The following is a 13,485-nucleotide window of genomic DNA, read 5'->3' on the forward strand; positions in this document are numbered from 1 at the left end:
TTTACCTAGATTTATATAGGATACATCTAGAAAATATGATAATCTCTCGTTATTCGTGAATTGTACGAAGTAGAGAGGATTATGAAATTGGGCGGAATTTCTCAGGGACAAAAGGAAGGGAAGAAGGGACAGAAACGGTCTCCATTTCAGGATAACGTAATCCAGTTAGTTTACCTCCAAATACAGCGCCAGTATCGATATTGACTGTATGATTTACAAAACGAGGTTCTTTTACTGGTGTATGTCCATATATAATCCAAGCGTCGCCCTTATATTCTTTCGCCCAGTCTCGACGGACAGGAGAGCCATCATCATGTTTTTCACCTGTAATATCGCCATATAATACAAACGTTTGTACTTTTTTATCTTGCCTTCCGATGTAATCTTTCCGAATGCCAGCGTGACATACAATTAACCTTTTCTCATCGAGCACGTGATATAAAGGGGAATTTTCATAAAGGGTGATGAACTTTTCTTTTATGATTTGCTGTTTTTGAAAAGATAGTGCTTCGTATTCAGCAGCAGTTGTTTCAAGTCCGTGAGCGATTGTCACATTACGTCCGAGGAAAAATCGGTACAGCTTATTACAGTGATTTCCAGGAGCGTAATAAGCCTCTTTTTTATGTATGACAAGTTCCCATACAAGTTCAATCATATGTAATGAATGAGGGCCACGGTCTGTAATATCACCAACGAATGCCAGCTTTCGCTCGTCGGGATGAACTGGCATGCCACTATTCCATTTATATCCTAGTTTCGTCGTTAAGTTTTGAAACTCTTGGAAGCAGCCATGAATGTCACCTATAATGTCATATTTCATATGTAAACCTCCAGCCTATTTTTCATTAGTATAACTAAAAAAGGATAGAGATAAAAATATCGTTTTTTGCACGATTTATTTAAACATAAAAACTTTCGTTCGTGAGCGAACGTTTAAAATAAATCCAATTGCAATCATGTATGTAAGCAACGAACTTCCTCCGTAGCTCATAAGGGGTAATGTGATTCCTGTAATAGGTAGTAATCCGATTGTCATCCCGATATTTTGAAATACTTGAAAAGTAAACATTCCGATTGTACCAGCGCAGATGTAACTACCGAAAGGGTCATTACTTTCTAAAGCGATATGAATCATGCGGAAAATAAGTAGGAAAAAAAGTGCAATAATGACACTTGCGCCTAAAAATCCGAATTGCTCAGCGACATTAGTGAAAATAAAATCTGTATGTGGTTCTGGAAAGTATACTTGTCCATTTTCCCAACCTTTTCCTTGCATTTCTCCTGATCCAGTAGCTAAAAAAGCTTGTCTTAATTGATAGCCTTGCGCGTCATATTCGTAAGGGGCCAGCCAACCATAGAAGCGGTTTAATTGGTATTCTTTTAAGATATACTCCTTAAAGAATTCTGTATGAGCAATATAAATATACGTTAAGGTAACACCTGCTGTGAAAATAACGGAGACTAATCCGAAAATAAAGCGCCAACGTATACCGGAAACTAGTATCATTGCTGCCAGCATCGCTGAAATTACCATTGTGTTTCCTAAATCAGGTTCTTTTGCAATAAGTAGTAGCGGTGGCAAACTCGTTGCGAATATTTTTCCGAGTAAGATAAAATCTTCACGAGGTGTTCGAAAAAAATATTTTTCGTTATGATTAGCTATAATTCGTCCAATGACGATAATTAAAAATAATTTCATAATTTCTGAAGGTTGAAAATTTCCGATGCCTGGGAGCCTGTACCAAGCGGTAGCCCCTTTAATTGTAACGGCACCTGGAACCTGAAGTTCTAGCCCGATAAGTAATATCATTGCAAAGCTATATAAATACCAAGCAATTTTTTGATACCGATCGAAATCGATAATCATAATAACACTAATAGCGACAAATCCAATGAAGTACCATTGTATTTGCTTGAGTGCAAAATTTACATTTTGTAAAAATGGTGGTAAAGAGGTTTGCGCACTTGCAATAGCAAAGCAACTAACAGTCCCAATGGCAAATAAAATGAATAGTAATACGTAGTCTATTTGATATTGAGAATTCGTATCTTTCACTGTATGTAATCCTTTCTATCGCCTAGTAAATATGTTGATGACGTCATTCTAAAAGTAATATAAGCAGACTGTCCATACATTTATTCCACTATTTATGTAAAGTCATACATAATAGGGAGGAATAGCTCCTCCCTTATGCAAAGCTATCGTGGATTTAGCTCTTTTATAATTATATTTAAACAACGAGAAAGACGTATATGTGCATCTGGAATGAGATTGGGGTATTGTTTATAAAACTCGAATGCACCCATACACCACTCATAGGCTTTGAGCAGACTAGTTCTATAATCATTGAAATCTTGTAAGAAACCATACTTTTTTGAGGTTAAAACGAGATGTGAAAAATCTTCAGATCCTTCAAGTAATTTATGGTGTACTTGCTGTCCATCATGAAAGCGAAAGGAACTTAAAGGTTCAGTGATATAAAATGCATCACCTTTTGAAAGTAAACCCATCCAAGAGGCCATATCAACACTACAACAATAGTTCCTTTCATTTAGAGTACCAAAAGGTTCTGTTAATAGTCGCCTTCGAAAGAGTACAGTCGTAGGTTCACCAATAATATTCTGTCCAGATAAAAGCATATGGTTTCCAAAATCTATCCCACTTAGCAGGGTATCTTCGCTATACAATCTATTTACAGCGGGATGGTTTTCAATTATATCTCCATTTTCATCAATCCAAGTGCGATATGATGTAATAAGTGCGAGTTTTTGATTTAAGTCTTGTTGGAAATAGAACATCATTTTCTCAATTTTATTACTATGGAATAAGTCATCGTCCATTAAGAAGTTTATGTATTCGCCACTAGACTGTTCTAAGAGCATGAGGTCATTATGGAATTGTCCTAAAGTAGTACTATTCCGGATATATGTTATATGGGAATGGTTTAGTAAGTATTTTTCATGCATTAATTTTTCAGTTTCATCATTCGTACTATCGTCTCCTACAATAACTTCAATGTTTGGATAAGTTTGTGCCAAAGCACTTTCTAAAGCGATTTTGAAATAATGTGGTCTATTATAGGTGGGAATAAGGATGGAAACAAGAGGTAGATTTTTTTCATTTGTCATACGTAACTTCCTTTCAGAAGCTTTTTTTTGTAAGAACAATATCTTGATAACTTGTATATTCATGTCGGCCGCACCATAAACCATAGTGTGGTTTATTCATTACCTCTAAGCCATATTTATTCAATAAAGCGCAAATATCTGTTTCAGGATAAGCAACTGCGAAATTAGGAATATCTTTATTTACGACATAACAATTTTCAATTTGATGATAAAATCCTAACGTACTTAGTCCTGCATTTAAATAATAGGATGACTCAGGGTTTATTAAAAAGAACGTAATAAAACATCTCCCGTCTTTTTTTAATACACGTGCAATCTCAGATACGTAATGTTCTAATTCTGTTGGGAGAAGGTGCGTAAATACAGAAGTTAAAAAGATGAAATCGAATGTCGCGTCTTCATATGGAAACTTATAGTGAGAGGCATCTTCTTTTCCTTCTGGATTGTAAAATTGATTGTATATGTCAACGTGTTCAAAATGAAAATTATTACGGGTAGTTGTAATATTATTTTTACACCAAGTGATACCTTCTTTAAATAAATCAAATCCATAATACGCTCCATCATCAGTTAAGTAATTCATTAATGGAACAGCCATTCGGCCGACGCCACAGCCTACATCTAATACTTTTTCGTTTGACTTTAAAGCCCCAATTTGAATGAAATGCTTTAGGAATTCTTTACCGACCTTTTCAAAATCGCCACCTACATATTGGACGAGTTCAGGAGGGGGGAGTAATTTTATTTCTTTTTCAAGTTCGCTCATAAATACACTCCTTCCTTGTAGTAAAAAGGCAAACCAATACAGTATCCATATTATCTCGATATTTACAGACAAATCTCACCTCAAAACGAGGAGTATGGAGAAATTAAAGTTTTATTTGATAGCGAAAGAGGATAAGATGTGACCGCTTATTACATACAAGGAGATTCCTAAAACGGTTCATGTATTCAAGTATTAGATTAATAGGAATGGAACCTCCTTATAATCAAAATTTCTCTTATTCTTTTCGCCAATATACACCAAAGATATCAATTTTAGTAATAGGAGCTTTTAAGTTTCTTTGATTTCTAAAGTCCGTCACAGCTTCTGCACAAGCTGGTAGTCCATAGTCATCAATTATAATATAGCCACCTGTTGAAACTTTATCGTATAAGTTCACGAGACCATCCATCGTAGATTCATACATATCCCCATCAAGTCGTGCAATTGCAATCTTTTCTATTGGTGCTGTTGGTAAAGTATCTTTAAACCAGCCTTTTAAAAATTTTACTTGATCATTTAATAAATCATATTTTTTAAAGTTTTCTTGTACTTGTTCTAAAGAAACACGTAAATAATCGAATGTGTGTAAATAATCACCGTAGTCTTTCGGATATTGTTCTAAATTTGGTGCTGGCAAACCTTCAAATGAATCTGCAACCCAAATATTACGATTCGTAATGTTATTGGCTTGTAAAAAGCCATTCATAAAAATGCAAGAGCCTCCGCGCCATACACCTGTTTCGATAAAATCTCCTTCTATATTTTCACGAACAACGGTTTCCATTGCCTCATGTAACTGATTCATACGTTCTCGGCCAATCATACTATGTGCTGCTCTTGGCCAATCCAGTCCATCATGACGTTCACTTTTTGAAACATCTGGCTTTACAATTTTTAAGTTGTGATTTTCGGCATATTGCTTAATGAATAAAGGGAGTGGTACGGTAACTGGCTCGAATTGAAGTTCTTTTGATATATGTAGAGATGCAGGTAAGTACTCCTCATATTCTAACCATATTTCAAATAAAATTGTCTTCTTTAGCAATTCGAGATAAAGCTGAACAGCGGATTTATTTTCCATATTTATGCCTCCTGAAAAATGTCATACAACAATATGATTATGTAGATAGCAAAGATTTCATGATTGAATTCGAAATAGAAAAAGCAGTAAAACCAATATCAGTTTTACTGCTAAGTAAAAGATTAAGCGATTTTCTCAATAATAATAGATGCACTTGTACCAAGAGCTAGAGATAATCCAATTCCAGTAACAACTGCTTCAACCATTGATGGAGTTATTGTAATTTGTGTAATTGCTTGGATAACGATAGGTGCGCCAACTGAGATTAAGCTTGTGCCTGCACCTGGTACAGTAACTCCATTAACTTGAATTGCAAGGCTACCTAATAAACTTACTGCTGCAGTATATGCGATAACAGTAATTTTATAGAATCCAGTTTCACTTATGATGAAAGTATCAGCGTCCAATTGAGAAATTGCAGTACCAAACTGAGATCCAACCGTGTTAAACGGTACAGGATCATTAATTCCAAGAGCTAAAGAAACTGTAGCAGAGTTAAATGCATACAATCCTGCTGGAAGTCCTAATCCAGATGGCCCAGTAGGTCCAGATGGCCCAGTAGGTCCAGTCGGCCCAGTAGGTCCAGTCGCACCAGTGGATCCAGTTGCGCCAGTAGATCCAGTTGGCCCAGTAGGTCCAGTTACGCCAGTACCTCCAGTCGGCCCAGTAGGTCCAGTTGCACCAGTACCTCCAGTCGGCCCAGTCGGCCCAGTAGGTCCAGTCGGCCCAGTAGGTCCAGTTGGCCCAGTCGGTCCAGTTGGCCCAGTCGGTCCAGTCGGCCCAGTAGGTACGGTCGGTCCAGTAGGTCCAGTAGGCCCAGTAGGTCCAGTTGGCCCGGTTGGAAGTGTAAACGGTGGTATTGGTGGTAAAGTTGGACCTACAAGATTAGGATCAAATGCACTAGCTGATAATGATTCATCAGGATTTAAGCCATCTGAATAATTATTATTTGACATAAATTCACCTCCATAAAGCTTTCATTATATAGTAGATGCAAAATCGCAAGAAAATGACACGGACATTTGAATTATTGAAAAGAAATCTAAAATAACTTGAACAATATAAAAATGTGGAAAGTTTCGCGTTTGTATAACATATGATTGAGTTGGAAGAAGGTGATTATATTGAACAAGCAAGGCATTACAATTAGTTTATGTATGATAGTCCGAGATGAGGAAAAGACAATAGCTCGATGTTTGGATGGGGTTGAAGAAATTGTTGATGAAATTGTAGTAGTTGATACAGGTTCTGTTGATCGAACGAAAGAAATTGTAGAGAAATATACTCCTAATATATATGATTTCCAGTGGATTGATGATTTTTCGGCGGCTAGAAATTTTGCTTTTTCAAAAGCGACGCAACAGTATATATTATGGCTAGATGCAGATGACGTATTATTAGAAGATGCTCAAGAAGCATTGAAACAATTAAAGGGCCAATTAGATTCTAATGTGGATGCTGTTTCGATGTCTTATCACCTCGTAATGGACTCTAACGGGAAGCCTTTATATTGCACAAGAAGGTATCGGCTTGTAAAGCGCGAAAAACAGTTTCAATGGTTTGGTAAAGTACATGAGTATTTAGCGGTTTCCGGTGAAATTTTTAATAGCAACATTGCTATTACACATAAAAAGGAAAAAGAAGTAACGGATCGTAATTTGAAAATTTTTCAAAATGCTGTAGCAGCTGGAGAAGAATTGAGTCCGAGAGATTTGTTTTATTATGCAAATGAATCTATGGATAATCAAAAATACAATGATGCGGTTCTTTTATATGAAACATTTCTGAATCAAGATGAAGGATGGTATGAAGAGAAAATCTATGCATGTGGTAAGTTAGGGGATTGTTATGCGAAGCTCGGACTGTGGGAGAAAGCAGTTGAGGCTTGTGCAAAATCGTTTCGGTACGATGTTCCTAGAGGAGAGAATTGTACAAGAATAGGATATATATATATGGATCAACAAAAGTATAATGAAGCGATATTTTGGTTTAAATTAGCAACGGAAGTGCCGCTGGCAAAGGATAGTCCGTTTCACAGTCCAGCTAGCTACACATGGCTTCCTTATTTACAAATGTGTATTTGCTACAGCAAGTTAGGGGAGCAAGACAAAGCTTATTATTACAATGAATTAGCAGCTTCTTATGTTCCGAATAATGCTGCAATCGAGTATAACCGTAAATATTTTCGAGGTGTTTTTGATAAACAATATAAGGTGTAATGCATGCTATTTTTAGGAAATAACTTGTCACGATTCTAATAATGAAAGATTGGCTATATATTAGAGTATCGGCAGGGATGGTATTGGTTATAAAGTGTATTTTGTTCATATGAGATGTATATTTCAAATTCAATTTACATAAGGAGCGTGTGAAATGAATCGGGAAAAAAGTTCTTTATATGAAGAAAAATCTGATTTTTATTATAATGCAGCGAATCCAAATTTATTGAAGCATATAAAAAAGGAATGGAAAGAAGTTCTTGATATTGGTTGCTCGAGCGGTGCATTAGGAGCGGCTATAAAAGAAAATGGTACACGTGTATCAGGAATTGAGGCATTTTCAGAAGCAGCGGAAAAAGCAAAAGAAAAGCTAGATCATGTTGTTTTAGGCGATATAGAGACAATGGATATGCCGTATGAGGAGGGCCAATTTGATTGCGTCATATTTGGTGACGTATTAGAGCATTTGTTTGATCCATGGGCTGTGGTAGAAAAAGTGAAACCATATATCAAACAAAATGGTGTGATTTTAGCTAGTATACCGAACGTTGCTCACATCTCGGTGTTAGCCCCCTTACTCGCTGGAAACTGGACGTATACAGAGTATGGTCTGTTAGATAAAACGCATATTCGTTTCTTTACTTTTAATGAAATGTTAAGACTGTTTTTAAAAGCTGGATATTCAATTAGTAAAGTAGATCGTGTATATGTTGATCATAAAATATATGAGCCACTTATTGAAGAGTTATATGGAATTTGTAAAAAGTATCGTCTTGGAAGTGGCTTCATGGCTGAGACGGTTGTATTTCAATATATTATTGAAGCAGAAAAATCACAATTATGAGTGCGGCAGACAAAACAATATTATTTGTTACATGTATAAATGATCGGAAATTGTATGCACAATGTGCGCGACATATATTGAAATTGGCAGTACCTCCTGGATATACTATACAATTCATGCCGATTCGAAATGCAAAAAGCATGACGAGCGGATACAATCAAGCCATTTCACATCCAGCGAAGTATAAAGTGTATTTACACCAAGATGTATTTATTATAAACGCAGCCTTTTTATACGGATTAATTCAATTATTTGAGGAACATGAACATCTTGGAATGATTGGGATGGTTGGATCGCAATATGTTCCTCCAACTGGTATATGGAACGAAGGGCGTGGGATTGTCGGGAAAGTCATTGGTTATATGAACGATTTGTTTTATATGGCAAGTTTAGAGCAACCATTTCATGAATCAAAGACGTTTATTCCTGTTGAATGTATTGACGGTTTGTTAATGGCAACACAATATGATATCCCGTGGCGAGAAGACTTATTTGACGGATTTGACTTTTATGATGTGTCTCAATCATTTGAATTTAAAAAAGCAGGATATACAGTCGGTGTACCTGTACAGCGCGATGCTTGGTGTATTCATTATCATTTCGATGTGAATATGACAAACTATGAAAAATATAGAAAAGTATTTGTAGAAAACTATATGTCAGATGTGAATAAGGAAGAATAGAGGGGCTACAAAATGAAAGATCACACAATATTAGTCGTTGTTTGTGTAAATAATGAAAAGCTTTTCGAGCAATGCGAGAGGCAAATAAGAAACATTTTTGTTCCCCCTGGCTATGCTGTGCAAATTTTCCCGATACGAGATGCAAAAAGTATGGCAAGTGCATATAACCGTGCTCTTTCATTTCCAGCAAAGTATAAAGTATATATACATCAAGACACGTACCTTATTAATCGTGATATGTTTTATAATCTTATTTCTCTTTTTAAAGAAAATGAAAAACTTGGTTTAATTGGAGTCGCTGGTGCTCAGTTTTTACCGAGTAACGGGATATGGTGGGAAGGGAAAAATTTAGTGGGGAAAGTGATTGAGTATAGAAGACGGAATTATCAATTATTAAATTTAGATCAAGGGTTTTATGGAAATCAATCTTTTATGTCAGTGCAGGCAATCGATGGTTTACTCATGGCAACACAGTATGATATTCCGTGGCGAGAAGATTTATTTCAAGGATTCCACTTTTATGACGTTTCACAGTCTTTAGAGTTTCAAAAGGCTGGCTATCTAATTGGTATCCCTAATCAAGCAAATTTATGGTGTATTCATTATAACGGAGATGAGTTTGATGCCGATACATACGAGAAGTATCGGAAAGTGTTTGTAGAACAGTATAAAGATATACTATCTCCATCATAAGGGAGAGATGTAGGATGAAAGGGATTATTTTAGCGGGCGGAACTGGATCGAGACTATATCCAATTACGAAAGTCACGAATAAACATTTGCTTCCTGTTGGACGGTATCCAATGATTTATCATGCAGTATATAAGCTAAAACAATGTGGGATTACAGATATTATGATAATTACAGGTAAAGAGCATATGGGAGATGTCGTTAGCTTTTTAGGAAGTGGCCACGAATTTGGCGTGTCTTTTACGTATCGGGTGCAAGATAAAGCGGGCGGGATTGCACAAGCTTTAGGTCTTTGTGAAGATTTCGTCGGAAATGATCGTATGGTAGTTATATTAGGAGATAATATTTTTTCAGATGATATTCATCCGTATGTTGAAGAGTTTACAAAGCAAAAAGAAGGTGCGAAAGTGCTATTGCAATCTGTAGAAGATCCTGAAAGGTTTGGTGTAGCGCATATTCAAAACCGAAAAATAATTGAAATTGAAGAAAAGCCGAAAGAGCCGAAAAGCTCTTATGCTGTTACGGGAATTTATTTGTATGATTCGAAAGTCTTTTCCTATATAAAAGAATTAAAACCTTCCGCAAGGGGAGAACTTGAAATTACAGATATAAATAATTGGTATTTAAAACGAGGAGTACTTACTTATAATGAAATGAGCGGTTGGTGGACGGATGCGGGAACTCATGCTTCTCTTCAAAGGGCGAATACGTTAGCACGGGATATGAACTTTGGGAAACAGTTTAACGGAGAATAGGTGAGAATATGAAAGTTATAGAAACAAACTTTACCGATGCAAAATTGTTAGAACCGAGGTTATTTGGAGATGAGCGTGGCTTTTTTACTGAAAGTTATAATAAAAAGGTGCTAGAAACATTAGGGGTTACGTATTCATTTGTACAGGATAATGTTTCTTATTCAGCAGAAGCGGGAACAATTCGGGGATTACACTTTCAAAAAAATCCGAAAGCACAAACGAAACTTATTCAAGTTATGCAAGGAGCAATCTATGATGTTATCGTTGATTTGCGAAGAGATTCACCAACCTTTAAACGGTGGAGAGGATATATTTTAAGCGCAGATAACCACAGGCAATTATTAGTGCCAAAAGGATTTGCACATGGTTTTTGTACACTTGTCCCGCATACTATTGTTATGTATAAAGTAGATGAATATTATAGTGCTAATCATGACTCTGGTGTGCTTTGGAACGATAAAGAATTAGCGATTCCATGGCCAGTAACAAGTCCTATTTTGTCTGATAAAGATCGAATATTACCGTTACTTCAGGAATGTGAAGATAGCTTTTGAGTAGGAGAGTTGTTTATGAATATATTAGTAACAGGTGGGGCCGGATTTATTGGAAGTAACTTTGTCCATTACATGTTACAAAGCTATGAAACATATAAAATAATAAATTTCGATGCATTAACATATAGCGGAAATTTAAGTAACGTAAAGTCTCTTCAAGATCATCCGAATTACTTTTTTGTAAAAGGGGAAATTCAAAATGGAGAGCTGCTGGAACATGTTATTAAGGAACGTGACGTGCAAGTAGTTGTAAATTTCGCAGCTGAATCACATGTAGATCGTAGCATTGAAGATCCGATCCCTTTTTATGATACAAACGTAATCGGGACAGTCACTTTATTAGAATTAGTGAAAAAGTATCCGCATATTAAGCTCGTACAAGTATCAACAGATGAAGTATATGGTTCTTTAGGGAAAACAGGAAAGTTTACTGAGGAAACCCCATTAGCTCCAAATAGTCCGTATTCTTCAAGTAAGGCGAGCGCGGACATGATAGCTTTATCTTATTATAAAACATATAAATTACCAGTTATAGTGACGCGTTGTTCCAATAACTATGGGCCGTATCAATATCCCGAAAAATTAATTCCATTAATGGTTACGAATGCGCTGGAAGGAAAAAAACTACCGTTATATGGTGATGGATTAAATGTAAGAGATTGGTTACATGTAAAGGATCATTGCAGTGCAATTGACATCGTTTTGCATAAGGGGCGTTTAGGAGAAGTATATAATATAGGCGGAAATAATGAAAAAAGAAATGTAGATGTTGTGGAACAAATTATTACTCTCTTAGGTAAAACAGAAAAAGATATTGAATTTGTTACAGATCGTTTAGGTCATGATCGTCGTTATGCAATAGATGCACACAAAATGAAGAATGAGTTTGATTGGGAACCGCAGTATACGTTTGAACAAGGGCTAAAAGAAACAGTGGAATGGTATGAAAATCATATAGAATGGTGGAAACCACTAAAAGAAAAGTAAGGGGCATGAAAATGAAAGAGCGGGTTATCATAACAGGAGCAAATGGTCAGTTAGGAAAGCAACTGCAAGAAGAGTTAAGTCCTGAAGAATATGACATATATCCTTTTGATAAAAAGTTACTAGATGTAACAAACATATCCCGAGTTCAACAAGTGGTACAAGAGATAAGACCACATATAATCATTCATTGTGCAGCTTATACGAAGGTGGACCGTGCTGAGAAAGAACAAGATCTTGCTTATTTAATAAATGCAATAGGAGCTCGAAATGTAGCGGTTGCTTCACAATTAGTAGGGGCTAAGTTAGTTTACATTAGTACCGATTATGTATTTCAGGGCGCAAGACCGGATGGGTATGGGGAATTTCATAATCCAGCGCCGATAAATATATACGGGGCCTCTAAGTATGCGGGGGAGCAGTTCGTCAAAGAGTTACATAATAAATATTTTATCGTTCGTACATCGTGGCTGTATGGTAAATATGGAAGTAATTTTGTGAAAACGATGATGCGATTAGGTAAAGAAAAAGATGAAATAACCGTTGTAGCGGATCAAATTGGCTCTCCTACGTACGTGGCAGATTTAAATATGATGGTTAATAAGCTCATTCACACTTCTTTATACGGTACATATCACGTATCCAATAGAGGATCATGTTCTTGGTTTGAATTTGCACAAAAAATATTTTCTTATGCAAATATGAATGTGAATGTATTACCTGTTTCAACGGAAGAATTTGGATCGGAGGCTGCGAGGCCGAAATATTCTATCTTTCAACATAACATGCTAAGATTAAATGGTTTTTTACAAATGCCTTCATGGGAAGAAGGATTAGAACGTTTTTTTATAGAAACAAAAAGTCATTAACAAATTTATGTTAATGACTTTTTTGTTTGCCTTTAAGCGGTTTTATGGTACTATAATTATAGTATCAGGTACTAATAACAAGTATAAGTATTTCTGGGAGGATATATCATGGAACTATTACAAGGGAAAACATTTGTTGTTATGGGCGTTGCGAACCAAAGAAGTATTGCATGGGGAATTGCTCGCTCTTTGCATAATGCAGGTGCAAAATTAATATTCACATATGCAGGAGAACGTTTAGAAAGAAATGTTCGTGAATTAGCGGACACATTAGAAGGACAAGAATCACTTGTATTACCTTGTGATGTAACGAATGATGAAGAACTTACAGCTTGCTTTGAAACGATTAAGCAAGAAGTTGGTACAATTCACGGTGTAGCACATTGTATTGCTTTTGCAAATCGTGATGATTTAAAAGGTGAATTTGTAGATACTTCTCGCGATGGATTTTTACTTGCACAAAATATTAGTGCATTCTCTTTAACAGCTGTAGCAAGAGAAGCGAAGAAAGTAATGACAGAAGGCGGAAATATTTTAACGTTAACATACCTTGGCGGTGAGCGCGTTGTGAAAAATTATAACGTTATGGGTGTTGCGAAAGCTTCATTAGAAGCGAGCGTAAAATATTTAGCGAACGATTTAGGCCAACATGGCATTCGTGTGAACGCTATTTCTGCAGGACCAATTCGTACGTTATCTGCGAAAGGTGTAGGCGATTTCAACTCAATCTTAAGAGAAATCGAGGAGCGTGCACCACTTCGTCGTACTACAACGCCAGAAGAGGTTGGAGATACAGCAGTATTCCTATTCAGTGATTTAGCACGCGGTGTAACAGGAGAAAATATTCACGTTGATTCAGGATATCATATTTTAGGATAAATATTAATTATAGTTTTTAAAGGACAGTCTCT

Annotated in this window: 15 protein-coding genes; 9 read left to right on the forward strand and 6 right to left on the reverse strand. The window is 36.2% G+C overall.

The genetic code is table 11. The features are described from left to right. Window positions 1–79: 79 nt before the first annotated feature. The 6 genes from prpE to JDS98_RS13455 all read right to left on the reverse strand — a co-directional run bounded on the left by prpE (window position 80) and on the right by JDS98_RS13455 (window position 5,932). Window positions 80–820 (reverse strand): bis(5'-nucleosyl)-tetraphosphatase PrpE, encoded by a 741-nt coding sequence (prpE, locus tag JDS98_RS13430; protein WP_000872707.1) that lies wholly within the window; start codon window positions 818–820, stop codon window positions 80–82. A gap of 75 nt (window positions 821–895) precedes the next feature. Then, window positions 896–2,056, reverse strand: coding sequence for an FtsW/RodA/SpoVE family cell cycle protein (locus tag JDS98_RS13435; RefSeq protein ID WP_000655682.1), 1,161 nt, complete (start codon window positions 2,054–2,056; stop codon window positions 896–898). Between the two features lie 143 nt (window positions 2,057–2,199). Further along, window positions 2,200–3,129, reverse strand: coding sequence for a glycosyltransferase family 2 protein (locus JDS98_RS13440; RefSeq protein WP_016108013.1), 930 nt, complete (start codon window positions 3,127–3,129; stop codon window positions 2,200–2,202). Window positions 3,130–3,142: 13 nt separating this feature from the next. After that, a complete protein-coding gene (locus tag JDS98_RS13445; protein ID WP_001292084.1) occupies window positions 3,143–3,895 on the reverse strand; it encodes a class I SAM-dependent methyltransferase in 753 nt (250 codons plus the stop codon). A gap of 235 nt (window positions 3,896–4,130) precedes the next feature. Beyond that, window positions 4,131–4,976 (reverse strand): TylF/MycF family methyltransferase, encoded by an 846-nt coding sequence (locus JDS98_RS13450; RefSeq protein ID WP_016108015.1) that lies wholly within the window; start codon window positions 4,974–4,976, stop codon window positions 4,131–4,133. A gap of 122 nt (window positions 4,977–5,098) precedes the next feature. Continuing rightward, a complete protein-coding gene (locus JDS98_RS13455) occupies window positions 5,099–5,932 on the reverse strand; it encodes a BclA C-terminal domain-containing protein (protein ID WP_199633970.1) in 834 nt (277 codons plus the stop codon). 165 nt (window positions 5,933–6,097) lie between these two features. Between JDS98_RS13455 and JDS98_RS13460 the strand changes: the two genes are divergently transcribed. The 9 genes from JDS98_RS13460 (at window position 6,098) to fabI (ending at window position 13,453) form a co-directional block, all read left to right on the forward strand. Further along, complete coding sequence (locus JDS98_RS13460) at window positions 6,098–7,195, forward strand: glycosyltransferase (protein WP_199633997.1); 1,098 nt, start codon at window positions 6,098–6,100, stop codon at window positions 7,193–7,195. A gap of 154 nt (window positions 7,196–7,349) precedes the next feature. Continuing rightward, window positions 7,350–8,039 carry a class I SAM-dependent methyltransferase gene (locus tag JDS98_RS13465; RefSeq protein ID WP_001078421.1) on the forward strand — a complete coding sequence of 230 codons (690 nt, stop codon included), beginning with the start codon at window positions 7,350–7,352 and terminating at the stop codon, window positions 8,037–8,039. Continuing rightward, window positions 8,036–8,722: a glycosyltransferase family protein gene (locus tag JDS98_RS13470; protein WP_001271193.1), complete on the forward strand. Its 687-nt coding sequence runs from the start codon at window positions 8,036–8,038 to the stop codon at window positions 8,720–8,722. The genes JDS98_RS13465 and JDS98_RS13470 overlap by 4 nt, the downstream gene beginning before the upstream one ends. A 12-nt stretch (window positions 8,723–8,734) precedes the next feature. Further along, a complete protein-coding gene (locus JDS98_RS13475) occupies window positions 8,735–9,415 on the forward strand; it encodes a glycosyltransferase family protein (protein WP_000651532.1) in 681 nt (226 codons plus the stop codon). Window positions 9,416–9,429: 14 nt separating this feature from the next. Further along, window positions 9,430–10,167, forward strand: a complete 738-nt coding sequence (locus tag JDS98_RS13480; protein WP_000676183.1) for a sugar phosphate nucleotidyltransferase — start codon at window positions 9,430–9,432, stop codon at window positions 10,165–10,167. A gap of 8 nt (window positions 10,168–10,175) precedes the next feature. Further along, on the forward strand, window positions 10,176–10,721 hold the full coding sequence (gene rfbC / locus JDS98_RS13485; RefSeq protein WP_097957184.1) for a dTDP-4-dehydrorhamnose 3,5-epimerase: 546 nt from the start codon (window positions 10,176–10,178) through the stop codon (window positions 10,719–10,721). 15 nt (window positions 10,722–10,736) lie between these two features. Continuing rightward, the gene (rfbB, locus tag JDS98_RS13490) at window positions 10,737–11,708 is read left to right on the forward strand and encodes a dTDP-glucose 4,6-dehydratase (protein WP_199633971.1); all 972 of its coding nucleotides are present in this window, start codon (window positions 10,737–10,739) and stop codon (window positions 11,706–11,708) included. Window positions 11,709–11,719: 11 nt separating this feature from the next. Further along, the gene (gene rfbD / locus JDS98_RS13495; protein WP_000664678.1) at window positions 11,720–12,574 is read left to right on the forward strand and encodes a dTDP-4-dehydrorhamnose reductase; all 855 of its coding nucleotides are present in this window, start codon (window positions 11,720–11,722) and stop codon (window positions 12,572–12,574) included. 108 nt (window positions 12,575–12,682) lie between these two features. Continuing rightward, complete coding sequence (gene fabI / locus JDS98_RS13500; protein ID WP_000421885.1) at window positions 12,683–13,453, forward strand: enoyl-ACP reductase FabI; 771 nt, start codon at window positions 12,683–12,685, stop codon at window positions 13,451–13,453. Window positions 13,454–13,485 lie beyond the last annotated feature (32 nt).

Origin of the sequence: Bacillus cereus group sp. N11 (genome assembly GCF_016483605.1) — a bacterium.
GTDB classification, from domain to species: Bacteria; Bacillota; Bacilli; order Bacillales; family Bacillaceae_G; genus Bacillus_A; species Bacillus_A toyonensis.